Raw genomic sequence first — 24,356 nt, 5'->3', positions numbered from 1 at the left:
TCAGCTCAACCTGGACGGCGGGCAGTGAGGAGGTGGTGGGGGTGCATCCGGCCGTGATCCAGGCGCTGCGTGGTCGTGGTCAGGCCGAGCTCACGCAGCCACCCCGCCATGATCGAGGGTTCGACGAAGTCGAACGACGATCCCTCGGTGATCCGCAAGACCTTGACTGACACCGTCTCTTGCAGGGTGTTCCACCGAACCTTCCAGTGCGGGTGCGTGCCCATCTCCTTGATGATCAGGCTCCCGCCGGGGGCGAGAACGGCTGCGGCATCGGTCAGCAGGCGGCGCTGCGACACGGCAGGCAGGAGGTAGAGCATGTCGACGAACGCGACGGCGTCCCAGGGACCCGCCGGAACGGCGCCGGACTCGTCGACCGCGAAGGTGAGGCGCGCCGTCGAACGTCGGGCAGCCGCCTGGGCGAGGCGGATCTTGCCCGCATCGATGTCGGTGCCCGTCACCGTGCGCCCGGGTTCACTGAGCGCGGCATAGGCGGAGAAGAGCCCGTGACCGCAACCGATCTCCAAGATCCGGCCCGACGCCGGGAGCGCCGCGGCGACCGGCTCGAAGGGCGCGCTCCACCAACGCACGAGCACGTGCGCACGGGCGGCCGCAGGCTCGCCCCCATACAGGGCCAGTGCGGCGCGGCCCGCGGCGGACGGCCGGCGACGGGGCCCACTCATGCGCGCGCCCCGGCAAGGTCTCGAAACGAGCCGAGCCGGTAGCCGCGTTCGACGACCATGGCGCGCGCGCTGGGGTCGGTCAGCATCGCGAGCTCGTCCGCCCAGTGGAAGCCCCACGCGAACCGGTCGGCGTCGACGTCGCCCGCCTCGCCCGGGTGGGCGTTGATCTCGACCGTTGCCCCGGTTCCGCGCGCCAGGCCGGCGAGGGACCGCCCGAAGGTCGACAGGTCCATCGACCCGGCCTCGTCCAGGCCCGCGTACCCGTCCGTCGTCGCGAGACCCGCAGAGCGGAGCCGGCGCCGGAGCGCGGCGGCGAGCACCCCCACCCCCGCGCCGACCGGGCCTCGACGTCGGCTGGCGGGCAGGCGAACGGCGGGGATCCCGTGCTCGACGGCGAGACCCGTCACCACCCGCGCGACGACCGGCCACAGGTGCGTGTGCTGGTGGGTGTCCAGGTGCGTGACCGGGAGCCCGATGCCGAGGACCCGCTCGAGCTGGGCAGACAATTCGCGGCGCACATCGTCCGGATCGATGCGTCCCGCGACCCCGCGCGCGACAACGGTCCGGTAGGTCAGGGGGAACGACCCGCGCGCGTTCACCAGCGTCGGCACCTCACGCGCGGAGAGCAGCGGCGGGTCCTCGCCGACGAGCGCCAGGTGGGCGCCGAGGTCGAGGGTCGGGGTGTCTCGCAGCATCGCGGCCGCGGACTCGAACGCCCGGCCGACAGCCAGCAGCGTCGTGGACGTCACGATGCCCTCGACGTGGCCGCGGTGGATGGCGCGGCCGACCCCCTCGGTCAGGCCAAGGTCGTCGGCCGTGACGATGAGCAGCCGGGTCATGCGCGCGCGACGGGAGTGACGGACTTGAGGTCCTCGCGCAGCGAGACCATCTCGCGCAGCATCGTCCGGATCACCCCGAACGACGACAAGGTCGAGATCCCACGGGTGCGCGGGAAGTAGTCGACGCCAATCTGGACGATCTCGAAGCCTGAGCGCTGCGCGCGGATGATCAGCTCGGCGTCGATGAAGGACCCCTCGCTCGACAGCCAGATGTGATCCAGGACCCGTCGCCGACACAGCTTGAACGCGAAGTTGATGTCCCGCAGCCGCGTGCCGAACATCGCATGGATCAGCCAGTTGTACCCCCACGAGTACACGGCGCGCCGCGGTCCTTCACCGGTGCGATCGAGCCGGTAGGCGCTGACGATGTCGGCCTCGTAGGTCCGCAGCACCCGGATCGCACGGATGAGCTCGAGCATCTCGAACGGCAGGTCGGCGTCGGTGTAGAGCACCAGGTCGCCCTTCGCCGCCTCGAAGCCGCTCTTGATCGATCCGCCGAGCTTGCGGTTGTGCGAGTGGTGGACCACCCGCACCCGCGGGTCGGCCGCCGCTAGGGCATCGGCGAGTGCCCCGGTCGCGTCAGTGGAGGCGTCGTCGACGACGATGAGCTCGTAGTCGACGATCTCGCCGTCGGCGACCAGCCTTTCGCTGATCTCCTTCGCCGCGCGGACGGCGCGATGGATGTACGCCTCCTCGTTCCACATCGGGAAGAAGATCGACAGGAGCGCAAAGCGCTCCGGCTCGAGCTCGGTGGTCATGAAACCTCAATCCCTCGGCTGTACAAGACCGTCATCACGACGAGCAGAACGCCGCTCGTAAACAGAGCCACCGGCCGTAGCCACCGCCTCCGGCTCGTCGCAAGAAATTCGCCCGCAGCGGCCAGGACGGGGAACGCGACCAGCACGTACCGGCCAGTGCCCATAAAATCCTTGGTGCCGAGGATCGGGATCAGCAGCACGACGGCGGCATACGTCGCATACCCCCACCCGAACCGGCGCCCCACCCGGCGTAGCAGCAGTACGGCGGCGAGGCAGGCGAGTGCCTGGAGGGTGAGCACGAGCGCGATCGAGTACGGACCATTGATCACGGTGCCGAGGTACGTGAGCTTGAACCAGGTGCGCGGACCGACACCCTGGTCCCACCCGGGAGCGGACTCCACAGCCACGAAGGCCAGCGGGTTGCCGAACACGAGCCACAGATACACGGTCCAGGCGAGCAGGCCAGCCCCCGAGAGCAGGACCCCGGCCTGGCGCCAGCGCACGGCGGGGAGTGCGCCGACGATCCCTCGCCACCCGCTCGTACCGCGATCCTGAGCGACGAGCTCGAGCATCCGGACCACGAGCCCGACGGCGACCGCGATCCCGACGGGGCGGCCAGCCGTAGCGAGCGCCCCGACGAGGCCGGCGAGCCAGTACATCCTGCGCTCCAGGAGCACGAACGCGCCGAGCGCAGTGAGCAAGAAGAGTGAGTCGGCATACATCGCGCCGTACAGGTAGAGCGAGAACGGGTACACCATCATGACCGCGACCGCGGTCAAGGCGCTCGACCTCGGCAGGCGCCGCCACACCCACGCACCGAAGAGCAGCACCGTAGCGGCCCCGGACCCGACTCCGATCAGGGAACCGGCAATCTGGTAGTCGCCGAGAAGGTCACCGAGCCCGCGCACGGCCATCGGGTAGGTGGGAAAGAAGGCGATCGAGGACTGCTGCCCGGGAACATAGTTATAGCCGCCGGTCGCGATTCCGTAGTACCAGCCGGCATCGAACTGGAACCAGCCGTCCAGCCAGGCAGGTCCGGCCAGGATGGCGCTCGACCGCTCGACGGTGCTAGAGGCCGCGGCCACCACGACGGTGAGAAGCAGACACATGGCCGCAAAGAAACCGAGAACAGGAAGCCAGGGGAAGGGCGGTGTTTGGAGGGGCGCGCGGGGGAACAACTCGGCCCGCTTCGCAGGTCCAGAAGTCACACGGCCGTGCTGCCGCGGCACTACGGTGTCCATAGTTCCCCCTGTGTCCTGGGGCATCCCCCTGGCACCAGTGCATAATCTTACCTGCCGGCACCATCCGGTCCCGGTCAACCGGCAGGGCCTTCCGAAAGGGTCTCGCGGTGTCGCTCGCTCTGATCGGGGTCGTCGCGGCCGCCGGGTGCTCAGGCACGGCTACGGTGCTGCAGGCCCGAGCCGCACAGCGAGAGCCGGCTCGGCCAGGACTTGATGCGACCTTGATCGTCCGACTGCTGCGACGTCCGGGCTACGTCGCGGCCCTCGCCCTGGTGGCCGCCGGATTTGCGCTGTCCCTGTTCGCCCTACGCACGCTGCCCCTTTTCGTGGTCCAGGCCGGGCGCGCGTCGAGCCTGGCGGTCACGGCAGTGCTCGCGGTGCTGATTCTCCGGGCTCGGCTCAGCCGGCTGGAGGTCGGAGCGGTGATCGCCGTCGTCGCGGGTGTTGTTCTACTCGGTGCTGCGGCGGGGGCCAGTGGGTCCGGCGCAGTCCCTGCCGGAACGCGGCTCGGTCTGATCGTCGCGCTGATCGCTATCGCTGGCGCCGGCGGCGCCGCGACCCGGATCAGGTCCGTTGCGCACAGCGGGCTGGTCCTCGGGTCGCTTGCTGGAGTCTCGTTCGCGGTCCTCGCCCTCGGCGCGCGCATCCTTAGGACCTTCGATCCGGCGGCACTGGTCGTCGACCCGGCCGCGTGGGCGATCGGAGCAGGCGGCGCCCTCGGACTGCTGCTCGCAGCGATGGCGCTCCAGCGCGCCTCCGTCGTCGGCGCGACCGCACCGATGGTCGCGACCGAGACCATGCTCGGAGCGGTGCTCGGCATGGCATTGTGCGGTGATCGGCCGGCCCCAGGAGGCGCGGTCGCCGCCGCCGTCGGATTCGCGCTGGTGCTCACGGGAGCACTGAGCCTGGCAAGGTTCGCAGCCCCGGATTCGAGCGTCGACCACAGCCGGGCGCTGCCAAGGCAGAACGCCGATACCGCATGACAGTGCTGATCACGGGCGGCGCCGGCTACATCGGCGCCCACATCACACGGCTCGCCCAGCAGGTCGGACGCGACGTGATCGTCGTGGACGATTTCTCGACCGGGGACCCGGCACGAATCGCGAGCACGCCGAGCCATCAACTGGACGTCACCGAACCGAGCGCGATCGGCAGGCTGACCGAGCTCATGCACTCGGCCCGCGTGACTGCTGTCGTCCACCTGGCCGCGCGCAAGCAGGTCGCGGAGTCGATGGCGCGACCCGCCTGGTACTACCAGCAGAACGTCACGGGGCTGGCGAACGTGCTCGCGGCGATGGAGGCGGCGCGGGTCTACAGCCTCGTCTTCTCGTCGTCGGCGGCGGTCTACGGAGACCCTGTGTCGGGCCTCGTCACCGAGAGCTCGTCGACCTGCCCGGTCAGCCCGTACGGCGAGACGAAACTGGTCGGCGAATGGCTCATCCGGGACGCGGCGCGGGCGTGGGGACTGCGAGGCGTCTCGCTGCGCTATTTCAACGTGGCCGGCGCCGGCTGGCCGGACCTCGGCGACCCCGAGAACGGCAACTTGATCACGATGGTCCTCGACCGGATCTCGCGGGATGAGCACCCGCAGGTGTTCGGTAACGACTACCGCACTCCCGACGGCTCCTGCGTCCGGGACTTCGTGCACGTCATGGACGTCGCCCGGTCGCATCTCGCCGCGCTCGACTACGCGGCCCGTCCCGTGCGGGAACATGACGTGTTCAATGTCGGGACCGGCATCGGATCTTCGGTGCTCCAGGTGGTCCACGGGCTCATCGCCCTCGCGGGTGCGAGTTCGAGCCCTGACCTCGCACCGCGACGCCCGGGCGATGCGGCGAGCTTCGTCGCCTCGGTCGACCGCATTGCCGAGACGTTGGGCTGGCGCGCGAGGGCCGGACTGCCTGAGATCCTTGCGAGCGCCTGGGCCGCCCGTGCAGCCAGGGGTTCAGAGGCAATGACCCTCAGGCGCTGAAGCCCATCGACGGGCCACGCTTTCCGGCGGAGTACTGGACCCGCAGCCGCTCACCTTTGGCCGTCGCCTGATCACGCAGCTCCTCCTGGAAGGCGAGCATTGCGGACCGCAGGCGAGCGGCGTCGTCGTCGGCCCCCGACGCCAGGATGCGAACGGCGAGCAGGCCGGCGTTGCGCGCGCCGCCGACCGAGACGGTCGCGACCGGGACGCCCGCGGGCATCTGCACGATCGACAGCAGCGAGTCGAGCCCGTCGAGGTGCGCGAGCGGTACTGGGACTCCGATCACCGGCAGCACCGTCACTGCAGCGAGCATGCCGGGCAGGTGGGCTGCACCCCCGGCGCCGGCGATGATCACACGCAGGCCCCGCTCTGCGGCGGTGCGCCCGTAGGAGACCATCTTCTCGGGCTGGCGGTGCGCGGAGACGACGTCGACCTCGACCGCGATGCCGAACTCGGCCAGGGCGTCAGCGGCGGCCTGCATCACGGGCCAGTCGGAGTCGGACCCCATGACGATGCCGACCAACGGCCCGACGGCGTCCGGGTTGCTCGCCGGCGTCGCCGGTGTGCCGATGGCGAACCCTGCGTTCATGACTGCTCCCGATCCCCTGCTGAATCCGATCCGATGGGAGTGACAACCCCCGCTGGGGCTGACATGTTTCCCCGGCTCAGGATTGACGCGGCGGCGCGGGCCCGGGCGAGGACCTGCGGGAGGTCGTCACCGATGACAGTCACGTGGCCGAGCTTGCGGCCCGGGCGCGGCGACTTGCCGTAGAGGTGCACCTTGACGCCGTCGTCGAGCGCGGTGACAGCGGCGAGGGCGTCGACCGGGTCTGCGGACCCCGTGCCGATCACGTTGACCATCACCGACCAGCCCTCGCGGGCCGCCGTCCCGCCGAGCGGGAGGTCGAGCACCGCGCGGAGGTGCTGCTCGAACTGGCTCGTCGTCGACCCCTCGATGGTCCAGTGCCCGCAGTTGTGCGGGCGCATCGCGAGCTCGTTGACGACCACGGTCGGGAGGCCACCGTCGATCCCCGGGACCTCGAAGAGCTCCACGGCCAGCACCCCCGTGACGCCCAGACCCTCTGCGATGGTGATGGCGAGCTGTGTCGCCGCGCGGGCGACCTCGGGGTCCAGCCCGGGCGCGGGCGCGATCACCTCCGCGCACACCCCTGCCGCCTGCACCGACTCAACGACCGGCCAAGCGCGCACCTGGCCCGACGGGCGGCGCGCGACCAGCACGGCCAGCTCGCGGGTGAAAGGAACCTTCTCCTCGGCGAGCAGCGGGATGCGCGGGCCGTCGACGGCCTTCGACGCCTCGAACCAGTCGGCCACCTCAGCGGTGGACTTCACGATCCGCACCCCCTTGCCGTCGTAGCCGCCGCGCGCGGTCTTCACCACGGCCGTGCCGCCGACCTGACCGAGGAAGGTCTCCAGCGCGCCGGCGTCCGGAAGCTCGACCCAGCGCGGGCACGGCACGCCGAGCTCGCCGAGCCGGCGGCGCATCACGATCTTGTCCTGCGCGTGGACCAGCGCCGAGGCGTCCGGGCGGACCGGGTGCCCCTCAGAGACCAGCTGCTCGAGCAGGGAGTTCGGCACATGCTCGTGCTCGAAGGTGAGGACGTCGGCGGCGCGGCCATCGGCGCCCCCGTCAGAACCGTCGTTGGCGGGTGCCGCCTCCCGTCGGCCGCGCGCCGCCTGCGCCCCCGCGACCAGGGCACGGATCTCCACCTCGTCGTTCGCGGCACCCACACGCGAGTAGGGGATCACCTGGGCGGCCGACGACGTCCGATCCTCGACCAGCGCACGCAGGTGCACTCCGAGCGCGGCCGCCGCCGGCGCCATCATCCGGGCGAGCTGTCCGCCACCGACCACTGCCACCACAAGGTCTGCCACGAGGCGGAAGCCTAGACGGTCACCCCTGCACCCTTCATCCGCCCCTCGTTCGCGTCGATAAGGAAGGGACCAGGTCTGTTACCCGCACATCGAGGGAACTCCCGTGAAAAGCCTTCTGACGGCCCGCCGGACCGCCGCCGCCGGACTTGTCGCACTGCTGTGGCTGGGCTCCGCCGGAGCGGCCGTGGCGTCCACCGGGGCCGACGGGCCCAACGACGTCACCGTCAGCGGGATCGTGGAGGAGATCGTCGTTGACCCCGTAGGCGAGTTCACCGCGGACGCTCCCGAACCGAACGCCGGCGAAGCGGCCGGGGCGCTCACGACCGAGCTCTTCGTCGACGTGAGCGGCACCCTGATCGATCTCCCGCCGCTGGAGTCGCCGTCGACGCTGACCGATGGGCAGGCCGTCTCCGTGACCTTGACGGTCCCTGATGGGATGAGCGCAGACGCTGCGCTGGCCGAGCTTGCCACGGCGGACGAGACGCAGCAGGCCGACGCGTCGGTTGTCGAGGTGACCGCCGTCGTGCCAGCGGCCGCTGCGAACCCAGCGGGCGAAGCCGGGGCAGACGCGACGCTGGCGACCGTCGGACAGCACCACCTCACCATCCTTCCCGTCTACTGGTCGGCCCGCGACGCGGCGAACCTCGCGTCCCTGCGAACTGTCGCCGATCAGACGGCTCAGTTCTGGTCCGACCAGTCGAACGGCCAGTTGTCGATCACGACCACGGTCAACGACTGGGCGCAGATCGCCGATCCGGGCACGTGCAACGTCACAACCCTGTTCAACGCCGCCCTTGCGGCGCACCAGCAGGCGGCACCGAGCGGCCTGCGCGACCACGTGGTCGTCTACTTCCCCTACCGAGCCGATTGCGGTGGGTGGGCGGGCCTAGGTTCGGTGAACGGCTCCCGGGTGTGGGTCAACGGGTACCCACGCGCCGATGTGGTCGCCCACGAGATCGGGCACAACCTCGGACTTGGTCACGCCAACCAGTTGACGTGCACCTCCGGTGGGGCTGCTGTCCCGCTGTCTGACTCGTGCACCGTCCGCGAGTACTACGACGGCGCGGATGTCATGGGGTACTCGACCGGGCAGATCCCAGGAAGCCTGAATACAGCTCTAGCCACCGGCCTGGGGTTCGTCCAGACGGTCGACGCCTCCCCGACCGCCACTGTCACTGTCGATCTCGCGGCCCTGACCCAGCCCTCCCAGGTGCGCGCTCTGCGCATCCCCACCTGGGACGGAATCGACCTGTACGTCGACTTCCGCCCGGCGACGGGCCGGGACGTACGAACGGCCTCGTGGGCAGGGGTCCAGGTCCACCGTCGGGTGCCCTCGGCCGGCGCGCCGACGTCTCAGCTCGTGAACATGCAGGCCTCGACGGGCTCCGGCCTCGAGTCGATGCGTCCCGGATCGGTGTACGCGATCCCGCGGTCCGACTACACGCTCACCACCGTCTCCGTCGGCCCCACCAGCGCGCGAGTCCAAGTCACGCCGAATGCGCTGACTCCCGCAGCAACTCCCCCGCCCGCCGCCAACGCGACCCCCATCGCGAACCTCGACGCCCTCACCACCACCGCCAACACCATCACCTTCGCCGGCTGGGCCCTCGACCCCGACACCACCAACCCCATCGACGTCCACATCTACATCGACGGCACCGTGCGCGCCATCACCGCAGACCTCAGCCGCCCCGACGTCGCCGCCGCCTTCGGCCACGGCGACCGCCACGGCTTCTCCACCACCATCGCCACCACCCCCGGCAACCACGCCATCTGCGTCTACGCCATCAACACCCCCGCCGGCGACAACCCCATGCTCCGCTGCACCACCGTCACCGCCGCCAACGCGACCCCCATCGCGAACCTCGACGCCCTCACCACCACCGCCAACACCATCACCTTCGCCGGCTGGGCCCTCGACCCCGACACCACCAACCCCATCGACGTCCACATCTACATCGACGGCACCGTGCGCGCCATCACCGCAGACCTCAGCCGCCCCGACGTCGCCGCCGCCTTCGGCCACGGCGACCGCCACGGCTTCTCCACCACCATCGCCACCACCCCCGGCAACCACGCCATCTGCGTCTACGCCATCAACACCCCCGCCGGCGACAACCCCATGCTCCGCTGCACCACCGTCACCGCCGCCAACGCGACCCCCATCGCGAACCTCGACGCCCTCACCACCACCGCCAACACCATCACCTTCGCCGGCTGGGCCCTCGACCCCGACACCACCAACCCCATCGACGTCCACATCTACATCGACGGCACCGTGCGCGCCATCACCGCAGACCTCAGCCGCCCCGACGTCGCCGCCGCCTTCGGCCACGGCGACCGCCACGGCTTCTCCACCACCATCGCCACCACCCCCGGCAACCACGCCATCTGCGTCTACGCCATCAACACCCCCGCCGGCGACAACCCCATGCTCCGCTGCACCACCGTCACCGCCGCCAACGCGACCCCCATCGCGAACCTCGACGCCCTCACCACCACCGCCAACACCATCACCTTCGCCGGCTGGGCCCTCGACCCCGACACCACCAACCCCATCGACGTCCACATCTACATCGACGGCACCGTGCGCGCCATCACCGCAGACCTCAGCCGCCCCGACGTCGCCGCCGCCTTCGGCCACGGCGACCGCCACGGCTTCTCCACCACCATCGCCACCACCCCCGGCAACCACGCCATCTGCGTCTACGCCATCAACACCCCCGCCGGCGACAACCCCATGCTCCGCTGCACCACCGTCACCGCCAGGTGAGCAACCCCGGCGCCAACCGAGCGAGGGGAGGTGATCGGAGTGACCCCTCGAATGACCATCGAAACCGATAGAGTCGACGTCGTGGATTCTGACGTTGCACCGAGCCAGCCCCCGGCTCCCGGCACAAGGTCATGGCTCCCCGCCGCCCGCGCCCGGCTCGCCGAGCTCGCCCGGTTCGGTTCCGTCGGCGCCGTCGCCTACGTCGTCGACCTCGGCCTGTTCAACCTGCTCCGCTTCGGCCCGGGCGACCTGCTGATCCACAAGCCCTTGACCGCCAAGGTCATCTCGGTCGCTGTCGCCACCCTGGTGGCCTGGCTCGGCAACCGGTACTGGACCTTCTCCGACCGCAAGACGTCCTCGCGCCGGCGCGAGCTCGCCGGGTTCGTCGTGGTGAACGTCGGCGGCCTGATCATCGGCGTCGGCTGCCTCGCGTTCTCGCACTACGTCCTGGGGCTGACCTCGCCGCTCGCCGACAACATCTCCGCGAACGTCGTCGGGCTCTTCCTCGGCACGGCATTCCGCTACGTCTTCTACCGGCGCCTCGTCTTCACGGGCGGGTCCACCGAGCCTGCCGCCAGCGCCGCCGACGTGCCAGTCCACACGGCCAGGGTCGACGCCGTCCGCCCGTGATGCCCTCCCCGCGGCCGGACCCGCGCCCCCGCCGCGTTACCCTCACCTGATGAGCACCCGCGGCGGCACCCCCAGGCCCCGCCTGCTCGATCGGACCATCCACGTCTTCGGCGCCCGCATCCGCGTCGGCGAGCTCGCGCGGTTCTGGTCCGTCGGCGCCACCGCCTACGTCATCGACTTCACCGCGTTCAACCTCCTGCGCTACGGCCCGGGTGAGCTGCTCGGCGACCGGCCGCTCACGGCCAAGGTCGCCAGCGTCGCGATCTCCACGATCGCGGCCTGGCTCGGCAGCCGGTACTGGACCTTCGCCGACCGGCGCACCGCCGGTCGCGGCCGCGAGCTGGCCACGTTCGCCCTGGTCAACGCGGGCGGGCTCGGGGTCGCCGTCGGCTGCCTGGCCTTCTCGCACTACCTGCTCGGCCTGACCTCCCCGCTCGCGGACAACATCTCCGCGAACGTCATCGGGCTCGTGCTGGGCACGATCTTCCGGTACACGTTCTACCGGCGCGTGGTCTTCACCGGCACGCCGGACGAGCTCGTCCGCGTCGCCGCCACTGGAGCGATCCCGGTCGCCACCGCGCCGTCACCCGCGTAGCGGGCTCGCACTTCACCTCGAACTACCCCGGCCGACGACGACGTCGCACCTTGTCCGTGGACACCCGCGACCCCCGCGGCAGCACGATGTCGGGGTCGAGCGACTTCGGCACGCCGGCCAGGAACACCGCGAACACCGCGGGCCGGCGCTGCGCGAGCTCGATCCGGCCGCCGTCGGCCGCGACGAGGTCGCGCGCGAGCGACAGGCCGAGCCCGGTGCCGTTGCCGGACGTCATGCCGCGTTCGAAGATGTGCGGCGCGATGTCGTCGGGCACGCCCTCGCCCTCGTCCGCGATCTCGACCACCATCGCGCCGCTCGCACCGCTGGGGCGCGACCGGACGGTCGTCTGCCCACCGCCGTGCTTGAGCGAGTTCTCGATCAGGGTGGCGATCGCCTGGGCGAGCGCGCCCGGGGTCGCGAGCACCTGGACGTCGTCGGGCACGTCGAAGACCAACCGGCGCCCGGCGGCCGCGAACGTCGGCGCCCACTCCTCCTCCTGCTGGCGCGTGACCTCGCTGAGGTGCACGGCCTCGGTCGTGCCGCCCGCGGTGCGCCTGGAGCGCCCCAGCAGGTCGTCCACGACCGTCACGAGGCGTTCGATCTGCTCGAGCGCGATCCGGGCCTCCTCGCGGACCTCCGGCTTCTCGCTCGCGTACGCGATCTCCTCCAGCCGCATCGACAGCGCGGTCAGCGGCGTGCGCAGCTGGTGGGACGCGTCGGAGGCGAACTGGCGCTCGGCGGCGAGACGGCCGGCCATCCGGTCCGAGCTGCGCGCCAGCTCGGCGGCCACCAGGTCGATCTCCTCGACGCCGGACGGCTCCAGCCGCGGGCGGACCTGTCCCGAGCCGAGCTGCTCCGCCGAGGCGGCGAGGTACACGAGCGGCGCCGCGAGCCGGTTCGCCTGCCACATCGCCATCGCGATCCCGGCCGCGAACGCGACCACGGCCGCGACGACCACCAGCCCGACTATCTGCGCGCTGAGCCAGAACACGTCCCACCACGAGATGGTGAGGATCACGAGCGCGCCGGTCGCGGCGTTCGCCTGCGCGGACAGGGACTTGCCCTCGATCGGCTCGCCGGACTGCAGCCGGGTGCCGTCCGGCTCGATCACGAGCACCGACGCCGGCAGCGAGTTCATCCCGCCGGTGTAGGAGTCGAGCATCCCCTCGCTCAGCGCGATGTTGCGCGAGGACCGGAAGTCGATGGTGGACGCGAGGTTGGAGGCACGCGTCTCGAGCTCGCGCAGCTCGTTGTCGCGCGCGTACTGCGCACCGAGGAACGCGAGCGGGAAGCCGAGCAGGACGACGGCGACCGTGACGGCGGCGATCGTCGCCTGCAGAACGCGACGGCGCATCGAGCTAGGCCACCGCGTGCTCGCCGGTCTCGAACCGGAAGCCCATCCCCCGGACCGTGCTCACGTAGCGGGGGGCGTTGGCGTCGTCGCCGAGCTTGCGGCGCAACCAGGACACGTGCATGTCGAGGGTCTTGGTCGAGCCCGACGGGTCGGTGCCCCAGACCTCGCGCATGAGGGTCTCGCGGGACACGACGGTGCCCGACGCGGCCACCAGAACGCGCAGCAGGTCGAACTCCTTGGCCGTCAGGTGCAGCTCGCGGTCGCCCTGGAACGCGCGGTGCGCCGCGACGTCGATCCGGACGTTCTGCGCCTGCAGGTCGTCCTCGTCGACGGGGTCGCCGTGCGCGCGCCGCAGCAGCGCCCGCACCCGCGCGAGCAGCTCGGCGAGGCGGAACGGCTTGGTGACGTAGTCGTCGGCACCGGCGTCGAGCCCGACGACGAGGTCGACCTCGTCCGCGCGGGCCGTCAGGACCAGCACCGGCGTGGTCAGGCCCTGGTTCCGGATGGCCCGGGCGACGTCGAGTCCGTCCATGTCCGGCAGCCCGAGATCCAGCACGACCAGGTCTGCGCTTGGGGCATGGTCGATCGCGCCTTGACCAGTTCCTTGCACGATTACGTCATAGCCCTCACGGCTCAGGGCTCGGGCCAAAGGCTCGGCAATCGCGGGGTCGTCTTCTGCCAGCAGTACCTGGGTCATTTCGCCATGCTAGGTCACCCGACCCCCATCTCGCCCAACAATCGGCAAACCAAGGCCCACGGGAGAGATGTGAGTCGCACCGCACCAGGCCCGCAGCCCGTGCGAAGCGGGGCCCGAGACGGCGTCCTGCACCCCCGGGTGGAGGCCCGCGCGGCCCCGATCCCCCTGGTGGCCGACGCCGACCCGCCGCCGGGCTGCTTAGGCTGGTCGCCATGGGCTGGTGGGAGCGGTGGAACCGCTGGGTCGACGCGCACGCGTTCCACCTCGACGCGCTCGCCGCCGGCCTGTTCGCGCTGGTCGCGGTCCCGACCGCGACCGACCTCCTCACCGGGTACTCCACCACCTCGACCGCGACCCACGTCTGGGCCCTGCTGGTCATCCTCCCGCTGGCCTGGCGGCGCACCCGTCCCGTCGCCTCCGCCATCGCGGTCTTCGCCGTCGGCCTGGTGCACGTCCTGGCCGGCCAGTCCCTGATCTTCCCGGCCGACATCGCCGTGCTCATCGCGCTCTACTCGGTCACCGTGTACGGACCGCGCTGGGCGCACCGCACGGCGATCGCGGGCGCGTTGACCGGTTCGCTCCTGCTCGCGGTCACCCTGGTGCTGCAGCAGAACGGGGCCGGGCTCGTGGCCATCTGGCTGCTCGCGTCGGTCACCGCGCTGGCGGTGTGGGCCTTCGGGCTGGTGCGCCGCGCGCGCTACGAGACCCTCATCGCGCTACGCGACCGGGCCGAGCGGCTGGAGGTCGAGCGCGACCAGCAGGCCCAGCTCGCCACGTCGGCCGAGCGCGCGCGGATCGCCCGCGAGATGCACGACATCATCGCCCACTCGCTCTCGGTGATCATCGCCCAGGCCGACGGCGGCAGGTACGCCGCCCAGGCCGACCCCGCGGCGGCGGCGCGGTCGCTCGGCACCATCGCCGAGACGGGCCGGGCCGCGCTCGCCGACATGCGCCGCCTGCTGGGCGTGCTGCGCGTCGGGGAGGACGGCGCGACCGCGCTCGTGCCCCAACCGGCGGCCACCGATCTCGAGCAGCTCGTCGAGCAGATGCGCGCGAGCGGGATGCGCGTGTCGTTCGCGCGGATGGGCGCGCCGCGCACCCTGCCACCCGGGGCCGGCATGGTCGCCTACCGGATCTGCCAGGAGTCGCTCACCAACGTCATGAAGCACGCCGGCCCGGACCCGAGCGTGACCGTGCTGGTGCAGTGGCTGCCCGAGGCGCTCGCGCTCGAGGTGTCCGACGACGGTCGCGGCGCCGCCGCCGTCTCGGACGGTCGCGGGCAGGGCCTGGTGGGCATGCGCGAACGCGCGGCGATGTTCGGCGGATCGGTCGCCGCCGGGCCGCGCGCCGGGGGCGGGTTCCGGGTGCGGGTCGACCTGCCGATGCCTCCTTCGCCGGCGGCTGTCACGTGAGCGTCCCGCCCGACCCGACCCGCACCGCCGTCGGCCATTCGCCGCGGGGGCTGCTTGCCGGCCCGACACTGGTTGACCCGTGCACCACCCCGACCCGAAGGACCCTCCCGTGACCCCCTCCCCCGACGCCTCGCCGATCCGCGTCGCGCTCGTCGACGACCAGCAGCTCGTGCGCGCCGGGTTCCGGATGGTCATCGACTCCCAGCCGGACCTGTGCGTGGTGGCCGAGGCCGGGGACGGTGAGGAGGCGGTGCGCCTGTTGACCCGCAGCGCGACAGCGGTCGGCGAGCACGTCGACGTCGTCCTCATGGATGTCCGCATGCCCCGGCTCGACGGGCTGGCCGCGACCGCCCGGCTGACCGAGGCCGCAGCGAAGGGCATGGTCGTGCCGCGCGTGATCGTGCTCACCACGTTCGACCTCGACGAGTACGTGCTGGCCGCGATCCGCGCCGGCGCGAGCGGGTTCCTGCTCAAGGACGCGCTGCCCGAGGAGATGCTGGCCGCGATCCGCACCGTGCACGCGGGCGACGCCGTGATCGCGCCGTCGAGCACGCGCCGACTGCTCGAGCACCTCATGACGACGCTGCCCGCCCCGCCCGCGCCGGACGCGCCGCGGTCCGCCGGCGAGATCACGCTCAGCCACCTCACCGACCGCGAGCGCGAGGTGCTCGTGCTCATGGCCCACGGGCGCTCGAACACGGAGATCGGCCGCGACCTGTTCGTCGCGGAGGCCACCGTCAAGACGCACGTCGGCCGGGTCCTGGCCAAGCTGGAGGTCCGCGACCGGGTCCAAGCGGTGGTCTTCGCCTACGAGACCGGCCTGGTCAACCCCGGCGCCTGACACCGGCGGGGGAGGCTCCCGGACGGGGGTCGTACCGGGGGATGACGGCGGAAGCGTCTGGGGGGCGATGCGGTGCGGTAGGCGCGGTCCGTAGCGTCGAGGACGTACCCCGTTACCGACGCCAGGAGTTGTTGTGGACACCACCGTCCAGCCCGCTGTGTCCCCCCACCACGCACCGCGAACCGCCGGCACCATCGCGGTGCGGGCCCGCGCACTCACCAAGGTCTACGGCACCGGTGAGGCGACCGTGCGAGCGCTCGACGGCGTCGACGTCGACTTCGCCGACGGCGCGTTCACCGCGATCATGGGCCCGTCGGGCTCCGGCAAGTCCACGCTGATGCACCTGCTCGCGGGGCTCGACAGCGCGTCGTCGGGCCAGGCCTTCCTGGGCGAGACCGAGATCACCCGGCTGAACGACGACGCGCTGACCCGGCTGCGGCGCGATCGCGTCGGGTTCGTGTTCCAGTCGTTCAACCTGTTGCCCATGTTCACCGCGGAGCAGAACATCCTGCTGCCGCTCGAGCTCGCGGGCCTGCCGCGCGAGTCGACGGCGCGGGCAGCGGCCAAGGCGTCCTCGCGGGAGTGGTTCGACACGCTCGTGGCCACCCTCGGCCTCGCCGACCGCCTCACGCACCGTCCGGCCGAGCTCTCCGGCGGCCAGCAGCAGCGGGTCGCGATCGCCCGGGCCCTGATCGCCCGGCCCGACGTCGTGTTCGCCGACGAGCCCACCGGCAACCTCGACTCGCGCTCCGGCGCCGAGGTGCTCAGCTTCCTGCGCCGCTCGGTGCGCGAGCTCGGGCGCACGGTCATCATGGTCACGCACGACCCCGCCGCGGCCGCGTACGCCGACCGCGTGGTGCTGCTCGCCGACGGCGCGATCGCGGGCGACATCACCAACCCGACGCCGGAGTCCGTGCTTGCCGGGCTCGACGCACTGCGCACGCTCGAGAGCGGCTCCCGCACCGCGGGCTCCCCTGCCGACCCCACCGCCGCGACGAGCACCTCCACGACGAGCACCTCCACGAACACCGTGGCCCGCTGATGTGGCGCCTCACGTTCGCCCAGATGCGCCGTAGCCTCGGACGGCTGGCCGCCGCGGGTCTCGCGATCGTCATCGGCACCGCCTTCGTCGCGGCGACCCTCGTCGCGGGCGGGGTCATCACCCGCACCAGCTACGACGCCATCGCGGCGTCCTTCGCCGATGCCGACCTCGTGGTCACGGCGCCGGACGACGGCACCGGCGTCGGCCTCACCCCCGACGACCTGGCGGCGATGCGCAGCACACGCGGGGTCGACGCCGTCGACGGACGCCGCTCGACCTGGGTCGAGCTCGTCGCGGGCGCCAAGCGCGCCGTGCCGGAGATCACCGCCACGGCGTCCGACCCCCGGTTCGAGGCGCAGGTCCTGACCTCCGGGACCTTCCCGACCGACCCCGGCCAGGCAGCCCTGCCCGCCGCGCTGGCCGAGCGCCTCGGCGTCAGGATCGGCGGGGTCGTCACGGCGAACCGCGAGGTCTGGACGCCCGACGCCGCGAGCACCGAGCCCGCAGCGACCCCGCCGTCGGGCACGGGCGAGGAGGGCGCCGGCACCGAAGCGGCCGGGACCTGGACGACCGCCCCCGAGAAGCTCACCGTCGTCGGGCTCCTCGACGACCCGAACGGCGCGTTCGCGCAGTCCGGCGGCGCCGTGGTGATCACCGCCGACGACGCCGACCGCTGGGCCGCGCAGGATACGGCGGGATCGATGGGCGCGCCGGCCGCGGCGACCTTCGCCCGCGCCGTCGTCGCCCTGGCCGACAGCGCCGACGTCACCCAGGTGACGGCCGCCCTCCAGGCGGCTGCGCCCGAGGGCACGGTGATCCGCACCAAGGACGCCGAGGCGAAGGCCACCGTCGGCGAGCTGACCGGCGGGTCGGAGATCTTCACCACGATCGTGCTCGGCTTCGCCGCCATCGCGCTGCTCGTCGCGGCCCTGGTCATCTCCAACACGTTCCAGGTGCTCATCGCGCAGCGCACCCGGGCGCTGGCGCTCCTGCGCTGCGTCGGGGCGACCAAGTCGCAGCTGCGTCGCTCGGTGCTCCTCGAGGCGAGCCTGCTCGGGCTCGCCGCGTCGTCGCTCGGCCTGCTGATCGGGATCGGGCTGGCGCAGGTCACGCTCGTCGTCCTCGACCGGATGATCACGGGCGTGCCGCTGCCGGCGTACGTCTCGATCACCCCGGCCGTGGTCCTCGTCCCGCTCGCGATCGGCACGGTCGTCACCGTGCTCGCCGCGCTCGCGCCCGCTCGGGCCGCCACCCGGGTCGCACCGCTCGCCGCGCTGCGGCCCGCCGACGCGCCCACGTTCACCCACCGCCGCAACCTGCCGCGCCTGGTGCTGTCGTGCCTCGCGACCTTTGCAGGGGTCGCCCTGCTCGGGTGGGCCGTCGCCGGGGCGTCCACGATGGATGCGCTCGCCGCGCTCGGGGTCGGCGTGCTCGGAGGTGCGCTGTCGTTCGTCGGCGTGCTCGTCGGCGCCGTGTTCTGGGTGCCGACCGTGGTCGCGGCGGCCGGTCGGCTGCTCGCGCCGTCGGGGACGGCGGCCAAGCTCGCCGTCGCCAACACGATCCGCAACCCGCGTCGCACCGCCGCCACGAGCGCGGCCCTGCTCATCGGCGTCACGCTGGTGGCGATGATGAGCACCGGCGCCGCGAGCGCACGGACGACCCTGGGCGGTGCGCTCGACAGCCAGTTCCCGGTCGACGTGGCCATCGGCCGCGATGCGCCCTCGATGACGACCGACGGCGCGGCGGTCGAGCTCGTGACGCCCGCCCTGGTGAAGACCATCGCGGACGTCCCGGGGGTCGCCGAGGCGATCACGCTGCGCGACGTCGTGGTGCAGCTCGACTTCGCCGGGCAGACGGTCTGGTCGAACGCGATGGCGCTCGATCCCGCCGAGGCGAAGACCGTGCTGCGCGCGCCGACCATGATGGCCGGGCTCGACGACCTCCACGTCGTCGTCTCCCGCGACACCGCGGCCCAGCACGGCATCACGGACGGCCAGGTGATCACGGTGACGCCCACGATCGTCGGCAACGACGGCCTCGACCAGAGCGCCGGTGAGCCCGTCGAGCTCACCGCCGTGCTCACCGACCTGCCCGGCGGGCTGCTGCTCAGCCCCGCCGCGCTGGCCCGCACCGGTGCCGACCTGCCGACCAACCAGGTCTGGGTCCGGCTCACCGACGTCAACCAGGCCGGCGTGGTCGTGCCCGCGATCGAGGATGCGCTGTCCGACACCGCTGTGCAGGTCAGTGGGGCCGCAGTCGAGCACGCGCAGTTCCAGAAGATCATCGACACGCTGCTCGCGGTCGTGGTCGGGCTGCTCGGCGTCGCGGTCCTCATCGCGCTCATCGGCGTGGCGAACACGCTGTCGCTGTCGGTGATCGAACGTCGGCGCGAGTCGGCGACGTTGCGGGCCATCGGGCTGTCCCGTCGCCAGCTGCGCACGATGCTTGCGATCGAGGGGATGCTCATCGCGGGCGTCGGCGCGGTCATCGGCGCGGGGCTCGGCACGCTGTACGGCTGGGCGGGCGCCGCGACGGCGCTCGGGTCGCTCGGCGACGTGCAGTTCGAGGTGCCGTGGCGGGACCTCGGCCTGGTCGTGCTCGTGGCGCTGGTGGCGGGCCTGCTCGCCTCGGTGATCCCGGGACGCGCGGCGGCCCGCACGTCGCCGGTGGCGGCGCTCGCGGTGGACTGATCTCGGGATGAGTGACCCTGGGGTTGAGGGACCCTGGGATCGAGGAACACCTCGCGATCCGACCGGCGGGCCTGTGGACCCGGGGACCATCCCCGGCGTCCGCAGGCCCGCCGGTCGTGGCTGTCGTGCCGGAGCCAAGGTGGCTTCGTGCGCCTCACCCTGGCCGGGCTGCCCGGCATGCCCGACGTCGACCTCGACGTCCCCGACGGCGCGCGGCTGGGTGACCTGCGCCCGCTCCTCGCGGCAGTGACCGACCGGGCCGACCTGGCCGACGGCGCCGTCGTGCTGGCCGTCGACGAGACCCTCCTCGACGCCGACCACCTCACCGGCCAGGTGCCGCTGCGGGCAGGGGCGATCCTGCGGGTCGGGGCGGGGCAGATCGACCGCGACCGGGCGGCGCTGCGCGCGCACTGGCATCTCGCGGTCGTCTCGGGACCGGACTGCGGCGCGCTGATCGCGCTCGACCGGACGGTCGTCGTGGGGCGGGCGGGCGACCTGGCGATCGACGACGCCGGCGTCTCTCGGCGCCACGTCGAGCTGACGGTCGGGCGCGCGGGACCGCGCGCCCGAGACCTGGGGTCAAGCAACGGCACCGAGCTCCGGACCGCCCGCAACCGCCGTCGGGGGCACCCGGACCGGGGCCGACCGCTCGGCCGGATCCCGCTGTTCCGCAGCGGAGCGCTGCGGTCCGTTCGGCTCCGTGGCATTCGACTCCATGGCCTCCAGCTCAGTCGGATCAAGCTCAGTCGCCTCACCCTCCGTGGCCGCCGACTCCGTGGCCTCGGACTCCGTCGTATCCGCAGCCGTGGCACCCGCCTCCGTGTTGGCGACCGGCTGGTGCTCGGCGCAACGATCCTCGAGCTGCGGCGCGTCGCGGTGCTGCGCCCGAACCCGAGCGCGGCCGGCGGCCGACCCCCTCGGGCGACCGGCGCGTCACCCGGGCTGTGGCTCGGGCCCGCGATCGGATCGCTCGTCCTGGCCCTGAGCACCGGCAATCGCGCCCTGCTCGCGCTCGCGCTGCTCGGCCCGGTGGTCGCGGCGTGGCCGTGGCTGCGCGGCCGCGTGACCGGCCGCGGGCTCGGCGCCGAGGTCGGCAATGGGGTCGGCAACGGGGTCGGCCACGGCGTCGGCAACGGGGTCAGCCGCCCCGCCGGGCACGACCGCGCGCACGACGACCGACCAGACGACCTCCACGATGCCGCGCCCTCGCCCGCGGACCTCACGACCCGGGCGTTACGGCTGCTGGCGGGTCCGGCCGTCCCGTCGCCCGCTCGCACGCGCGACGGGCCGCCAGCCGGGTCGCCCGACGCCGCCGTCCCCGCCGCAACGCCCCCGTGGAGCGTGCGGTCTCTCGCGCCCGACGGATGCCTCGCGGTGGTCGGGCCGCGGTCGCTCGCGCTGGCAGCCGCGCGCGCCCTGATCGCGGCCTCCGTTCCCCTCGGGCCGGGGGGCAGCGCGGACGGGCCAGCAGCTCTCTCTGTCCGATCATCACCCGGCACGGCCTCCGACTGGGCGTGGTGCCGCTGGCTCGACCGGGACGGCTCGGCAGTGGGAGGCCTCGTCGTCGCCGATCAGCCGCGCGGCACCACGCGCCTCGATCTCGCGCACCGCTGGGCGGGGGGCCAGGGCGCCGCCGTACTCGTCGTCGAGTCCCGGCGCGCGAACGTCCCCGCGTGGTGCCGGACGGTGCTGACCGTGCGCGCCGGGAGCGAGCACGCGACGCTCGAGCTGCCCGACGGCACCGAGCGCACCGTTCCCCTGCTCGCGGTCTCGGACACGTGGGCGCAGGGATACGCCCGCCGGGTAGCGGCGATCCGGGGCCAGGCGCGCCCGCGCGAGGAGCCGCCGACAACGGTGGCGCTCGCCGACCTCCCCGGCATCCCCTCCCCAGGCGACGAGGCTGCGCTCGCCGGTGCGGTCGCGGCGACCTGGCACCGGGCCGGCTCCGGACCGCGGGCAGACCTGTCGTTCTGCCTCGGGCTCGGGGCCGGAGGTCGGCCGGTCGTGCTTGACCTGGTCCGGGACGGTCCGCACGCGCTCGTCGCCGGAACGACGGGTGCCGGCAAGTCCGAGCTCCTGCAGACGATGCTCCTGTCGCTCGCCCTGACCCACTCCCCGGCCGACCTCGCGATCGCGCTCATCGACTACAAGGGCGGCGCGAGCTTCGGCGGGTGCGCCGAGCTGCCGCACGTCGTCGGGCAGGTCACGGACCTCGACGACGAGCTCGCCGCGCGCGCCCTGCTCGGGCTGCGCGCCGAGCTGCGCAGCCGGGAACGGCTTCTCGCCGCCGCGGGGGTGAGTGACCTGGCCGCACTGCGACGCGTTCCGGGCCGGTCGCCGGTCCCGCCGCGGCTGCTCGTGGTGGTCGACGAGTTCCGCGCTCTCGCCGACGAGCTCCCGCGGTTCGTGCCCGGGCTGCTGCGGGTCGCGGCGCAGGGACGCTCGCTGGGGATCCACCTCGTGCTGGCGACCCAGCGTCCGGCGGGGGCGGTCGGCGCCGACCTGCGGGCCAACGTCGCGCTGCGGATCGCGCTGCGCGTGACCGACGCGGCGGACTCGCTCGACGTCGTCGAGGTGGCCGACGCCGCCCGGATCCCCGCCACGCTCCCCGGCCGCGCGATCGTGCGCCGCGGTTCCCTCCCGCCCGAGGAGGTCCAGGTGGCGCACGCCGACGGCCTCGCGACAGGCACGACCGGGGCGGTGCGCCTCGCGCCGGCCTGGCCCCGGGCCGACCGCGACCCAGTCGCGACAATGGCGCTGGTGGAACCGCCTGCTGGTAGCCCGAGCCCGGCGCGGACCTTCGTCGACGCGGCCCGCACCGCGGCCACCGACTCGGGGGTACCGCTGCCGCAGCCGCCGTGGCTGCCCCCGCTCCCGCAGCACGTGCTCGCACGCGACCTGCTCGGGCACGACCCCGCCCTATCCGCCGGCGGAACGACGGCGTTCCCGCTCGCCCTGGCCGACGTGCCTGCCGCGCAGCGCCGCGCGGTGGTCCGGTGGGACCCGATGGCCGGTCACCTCCTCGTCCTCGGCGCACCGGGCTCGGGTCGCAGCCAGACCCTGCACACCGCCACCTGCGCCGCGCTGGCGCGTGGCTGGCACGTGCACGCCGTCGGCCTGCCGGCGACCCTGCTCGCCGGGCTGGCGGACCACCCCGGCCTCGGCACGGTCGTCGGACCGGACGAGCCGCTGCGACTCGCTCGCCTGGTGACCTGGCTCGGGTCCCAGCCCCACCCGTCGGCTGCGGGCGGCGCCCCGGGCAGACCCGACCGTGTCTCAGCACCGCAGCTGCTCGTTGTCGACGGGTTGGACGCCGCGCTCGAGTCCGTGGCCCGGGTGGCCCGGGGAGCCGGCGTCGACCGGTTCGTCGACCTGCTGCGACGTGGGCGCGGTCGCGCGGTCGCGGTCCTCGCGGCGACCGGCTCGGCGGCGCCCGGAACGATCGGGGCGCTGTTCGCCGAACGGCTCGTACTGGCGGTCGGCGACCGCGTGGCGGAGTCCCTCGCCGGTGTTCCGGCCGATCTCACCGGTGCGCGCCGAGGCCCCGGGCGCGCGATCCGGCTCCCCCCGGTCGGTCCCGGCGTCGCCCGCGACACCCTGGGCGCGGTGCTGTGCCAGGTGGCCGTCGCCGACCCGGCCGACGCGGGAGCCACGCGGCGGTGGGCCAGTGCGGCGCCTGCGGACCGGGCCATGCGCCTCGCACCGCTGCCCGAGCGCGTCCCCCGCTCGGACCTCCTGGCGCTCCCGGACCTCCCAGACAGCGGCGACGGCACCCATCCGATCGTCGGTCTCGGCGGGGACGACTGCGGACCGGTCCGCCTCGACGTCTCCCGCGGCGCGCTCGTCGTCGGTCCCCCGGGTTCGGGCCGGTCGACCGCCCTCGCGGTGCTCACCTCGGCGTTGGGCGACCTCGGCCGCCCCGTGGCGGTGATCGCGCGGGACGGCCCGGCGCGCGAGGTCGGGGAGGGACGCGCCGCAACCCGCACCGTCGGGTTCGTCCCGGCAGACATCGACCGGCTGCTCGACGGCGGCCTGCCCGCCGGGACGGTCCTGCTCGTCGACGACCTGGAGGTGCTCGAGCAGCTGTCGCCCGCGACCGGCGACCGGCTCGCTGCCCTGGTGACCGACGCCGGCCCCGGCGTGCGGGTCATCGCGTCGGCGTCGACCGCGCGCGCCGCGATCGCCCACCGCGGGGCCCTGGGCGCGCTGCGGTCGGTGCGCCGAGGCCTGGTGCTTGCGCCGGCCGAGCCGGGCAGTGGGGAGGTGTTCGGCGTCGCGCTCGACTGGGTCGTGGACCCCGCGCACCCGCACGCCGCGGGACGGGGCGTGTGCCAGCACGGACGCGACCTCGTCGTCGTGCAGGTGCTCGACCCGGAGGTCAGCTGACCGGCGAGTCGCCGTCGGCCACCGGTGCCCGACCGGACGTCGCCGCCACGACCGCCGGGAGGAGCAGACCGACCACGACGAGGAGCGAGCTGACGAGGACCGCCACCGCCCAGCTCGTCCGTTCGACGCCGAGCCAGCCGGCCGACATCGCGATCAGCAGGATCTGCCAGGTGATGACCGGAGAGCGCGCCCATCGCCGCCCGCGCCACAGCGCGCGCGCGGACGCGATCAGGAGCGCGGCGATCCCGACGGCGAATGCGATAAGAAACAGCGTCGCGCCGGGGATCTCGCTGGCCCCCGCGATCAGGTCGCGAACCCAGGCGCCAGCGAGGCCGATCAGCACTGCGGCCTGCAACAACACCACCAGGCAGACCCCCGCGAGCACGACGGGCCGGGCCGCTGCGGGGCGGTTCGGCCGGGCGGGCACAGGCACGGGATCTCGCGGAGCGGACGGCATGGAATTGAGCCTACGACGTGAACCAATCCCGCCGTTCGCCCCCAAAGGTGTGACGAACGCCTCGGACAGAGAGGGAGAAATGCGACCGAGGACCCT

19 protein-coding genes are annotated in these 24,356 nt (G+C 73.0%); 10 read left to right on the top strand and 9 right to left on the bottom strand.

The features are described 5' to 3' along the window. Positions 1-5: 5 nt before the first annotated feature. From VTA80_RS14110 to VTA80_RS14095, 4 genes are read right to left on the bottom strand one after another with little or no spacing between them, the layout of a single operon-like run. Positions 6-680 (bottom strand): class I SAM-dependent methyltransferase, encoded by a 675-nt coding sequence (locus VTA80_RS14110; protein ID WP_407341729.1) that lies wholly within the window; start codon positions 678-680, stop codon positions 6-8. Beyond that, a complete protein-coding gene (locus tag VTA80_RS14105; protein ID WP_407341728.1) occupies positions 677-1,519 on the bottom strand; it encodes a ChbG/HpnK family deacetylase in 843 nt (280 codons plus the stop codon). The genes VTA80_RS14110 and VTA80_RS14105 overlap by 4 nt, the downstream gene beginning before the upstream one ends. Beyond that, complete coding sequence (locus tag VTA80_RS14100) at positions 1,516-2,277, bottom strand: glycosyltransferase family 2 protein (RefSeq protein WP_407341727.1); 762 nt, start codon at positions 2,275-2,277, stop codon at positions 1,516-1,518. Before VTA80_RS14100 ends, VTA80_RS14105 begins: the two co-directional genes overlap by 4 nt. Further along, positions 2,274-3,386: a hypothetical protein gene (locus VTA80_RS14095; protein ID WP_407341726.1), complete on the bottom strand. Its 1,113-nt coding sequence runs from the start codon at positions 3,384-3,386 to the stop codon at positions 2,274-2,276. Before VTA80_RS14095 ends, VTA80_RS14100 begins: the two co-directional genes overlap by 4 nt. Before the next feature lie 239 nt (positions 3,387-3,625). Here VTA80_RS14095 and VTA80_RS14090 point away from each other — a divergent pair, with 239 nt between their 5' ends. Continuing rightward, complete coding sequence (locus VTA80_RS14090; RefSeq protein ID WP_407341725.1) at positions 3,626-4,501, top strand: hypothetical protein; 876 nt, start codon at positions 3,626-3,628, stop codon at positions 4,499-4,501. After that, positions 4,498-5,490 (top strand): UDP-glucose 4-epimerase GalE, encoded by a 993-nt coding sequence (gene galE, locus VTA80_RS14085; protein WP_407341724.1) that lies wholly within the window; start codon positions 4,498-4,500, stop codon positions 5,488-5,490. Before VTA80_RS14090 ends, galE begins: the two co-directional genes overlap by 4 nt. On the opposite strand, the gene purE is transcribed toward galE, so the two are convergent. After that, entirely contained in the window at positions 5,480-5,998 is a 519-nt protein-coding gene (gene purE, locus VTA80_RS14080) for a 5-(carboxyamino)imidazole ribonucleotide mutase (RefSeq protein WP_407345777.1), read from the bottom strand. The two genes, galE and purE, sit on opposite strands and share 11 nt — an antisense overlap. Before the next feature lie 77 nt (positions 5,999-6,075). Continuing rightward, on the bottom strand, positions 6,076-7,383 hold the full coding sequence (locus VTA80_RS14075; RefSeq protein WP_407341723.1) for a 5-(carboxyamino)imidazole ribonucleotide synthase: 1,308 nt from the start codon (positions 7,381-7,383) through the stop codon (positions 6,076-6,078). A gap of 103 nt (positions 7,384-7,486) precedes the next feature. Here VTA80_RS14075 and VTA80_RS14070 point away from each other — a divergent pair, with 103 nt between their 5' ends. The 3 genes from VTA80_RS14070 (at position 7,487) to VTA80_RS14060 (ending at position 11,381) form a co-directional block, all read left to right on the top strand. Beyond that, positions 7,487-10,156, top strand: a complete 2,670-nt coding sequence (locus VTA80_RS14070; protein WP_407341722.1) for a hypothetical protein — start codon at positions 7,487-7,489, stop codon at positions 10,154-10,156. A gap of 81 nt (positions 10,157-10,237) precedes the next feature. After that, on the top strand, positions 10,238-10,786 hold the full coding sequence (locus tag VTA80_RS14065) for a GtrA family protein (protein WP_407341721.1): 549 nt from the start codon (positions 10,238-10,240) through the stop codon (positions 10,784-10,786). Between the two features lie 49 nt (positions 10,787-10,835). Further along, positions 10,836-11,381 (top strand): GtrA family protein, encoded by a 546-nt coding sequence (locus VTA80_RS14060; protein ID WP_407341720.1) that lies wholly within the window; start codon positions 10,836-10,838, stop codon positions 11,379-11,381. A 22-nt stretch (positions 11,382-11,403) separates the two neighbouring features. Here the strand turns inward: VTA80_RS14060 and VTA80_RS14055 are convergent, their stop codons facing one another. Together VTA80_RS14055 and VTA80_RS14050 are read right to left on the bottom strand one after the other, a co-directional pair. Continuing rightward, positions 11,404-12,735 (bottom strand): ATP-binding protein, encoded by a 1,332-nt coding sequence (locus VTA80_RS14055; protein WP_407341719.1) that lies wholly within the window; start codon positions 12,733-12,735, stop codon positions 11,404-11,406. A 4-nt stretch (positions 12,736-12,739) separates the two neighbouring features. After that, positions 12,740-13,432: a response regulator transcription factor gene (locus VTA80_RS14050; protein ID WP_407341718.1), complete on the bottom strand. Its 693-nt coding sequence runs from the start codon at positions 13,430-13,432 to the stop codon at positions 12,740-12,742. A 212-nt stretch (positions 13,433-13,644) separates the two neighbouring features. On the opposite strand from VTA80_RS14050, the gene VTA80_RS14045 reads away from it, so the two are divergent. The 5 genes from VTA80_RS14045 to VTA80_RS14025 all read left to right on the top strand — a co-directional run bounded on the left by VTA80_RS14045 (position 13,645) and on the right by VTA80_RS14025 (position 23,803). Further along, positions 13,645-14,844, top strand: a complete 1,200-nt coding sequence (locus tag VTA80_RS14045) for a sensor histidine kinase (protein WP_407341717.1) — start codon at positions 13,645-13,647, stop codon at positions 14,842-14,844. Positions 14,845-14,953: 109 nt separating this feature from the next. Then, on the top strand, positions 14,954-15,685 hold the full coding sequence (locus VTA80_RS14040; RefSeq protein ID WP_407341716.1) for a response regulator: 732 nt from the start codon (positions 14,954-14,956) through the stop codon (positions 15,683-15,685). Positions 15,686-15,818: 133 nt separating this feature from the next. Next, positions 15,819-16,727 (top strand): ABC transporter ATP-binding protein, encoded by a 909-nt coding sequence (locus VTA80_RS14035; RefSeq protein WP_407341715.1) that lies wholly within the window; start codon positions 15,819-15,821, stop codon positions 16,725-16,727. A 23-nt stretch (positions 16,728-16,750) separates the two neighbouring features. Continuing rightward, positions 16,751-19,417 carry an ABC transporter permease gene (locus VTA80_RS14030; protein ID WP_407341714.1) on the top strand — a complete coding sequence of 889 codons (2,667 nt, stop codon included), beginning with the start codon at positions 16,751-16,753 and terminating at the stop codon, positions 19,415-19,417. 147 nt (positions 19,418-19,564) lie between these two features. Then, positions 19,565-23,803 (top strand): FtsK/SpoIIIE domain-containing protein, encoded by a 4,239-nt coding sequence (locus VTA80_RS14025; protein WP_407341713.1) that lies wholly within the window; start codon positions 19,565-19,567, stop codon positions 23,801-23,803. On the opposite strand, the gene VTA80_RS14020 is transcribed toward VTA80_RS14025, so the two are convergent. Beyond that, complete coding sequence (locus VTA80_RS14020; RefSeq protein ID WP_407341712.1) at positions 23,796-24,260, bottom strand: hypothetical protein; 465 nt, start codon at positions 24,258-24,260, stop codon at positions 23,796-23,798. The genes VTA80_RS14025 and VTA80_RS14020 overlap by 8 nt on opposite strands. Positions 24,261-24,356: the final 96 nt, after the last annotated feature.

The organism is Pengzhenrongella phosphoraccumulans, assembly GCF_045689905.1.
GTDB lineage: Bacteria > Actinomycetota > Actinomycetes > Actinomycetales > Cellulomonadaceae > Pengzhenrongella > Pengzhenrongella phosphoraccumulans.
Note: the sequence above shows the minus strand (reverse complement) of the source record. Positions and strands in the feature narration are given on the sequence as shown.

Bases quoted from the DNA above. Each gene is read 5' to 3' on its own strand.
- VTA80_RS14030 (WP_407341714.1), top strand. From the start codon at position 16,751: ATGCGCCGTAGCCTCGGACGGCTGGCCGCCGCGGGTCTCGCGATCGTC.
- VTA80_RS14110 (WP_407341729.1), bottom strand. From the start codon at position 680: ATGAGTGGGCCCCGTCGCCGGCCGTCCGCCGCGGGCCGCGCCGCACTG.
- purE (WP_407345777.1), bottom strand. From the start codon at position 5,998: ATGGGGTCCGACTCCGACTGGCCCGTGATGCAGGCCGCCGCTGACGCC.
- galE (WP_407341724.1), top strand. From the start codon at position 4,498: ATGACAGTGCTGATCACGGGCGGCGCCGGCTACATCGGCGCCCACATC.
- VTA80_RS14020 (WP_407341712.1), bottom strand. From the start codon at position 24,260: ATGCCGTCCGCTCCGCGAGATCCCGTGCCTGTGCCCGCCCGGCCGAAC.
- VTA80_RS14045 (WP_407341717.1), top strand. From the start codon at position 13,645: ATGGGCTGGTGGGAGCGGTGGAACCGCTGGGTCGACGCGCACGCGTTC.
- VTA80_RS14095 (WP_407341726.1), bottom strand. From the start codon at position 3,386: ATGTGTCTGCTTCTCACCGTCGTGGTGGCCGCGGCCTCTAGCACCGTC.
- VTA80_RS14055 (WP_407341719.1), bottom strand. From the start codon at position 12,735: ATGCGCCGTCGCGTTCTGCAGGCGACGATCGCCGCCGTCACGGTCGCC.
- VTA80_RS14100 (WP_407341727.1), bottom strand. From the start codon at position 2,277: ATGACCACCGAGCTCGAGCCGGAGCGCTTTGCGCTCCTGTCGATCTTC.
- VTA80_RS14060 (WP_407341720.1), top strand. From the start codon at position 10,836: ATGAGCACCCGCGGCGGCACCCCCAGGCCCCGCCTGCTCGATCGGACC.
- VTA80_RS14105 (WP_407341728.1), bottom strand. From the start codon at position 1,519: ATGACCCGGCTGCTCATCGTCACGGCCGACGACCTTGGCCTGACCGAG.
- VTA80_RS14050 (WP_407341718.1), bottom strand. From the start codon at position 13,432: ATGACCCAGGTACTGCTGGCAGAAGACGACCCCGCGATTGCCGAGCCT.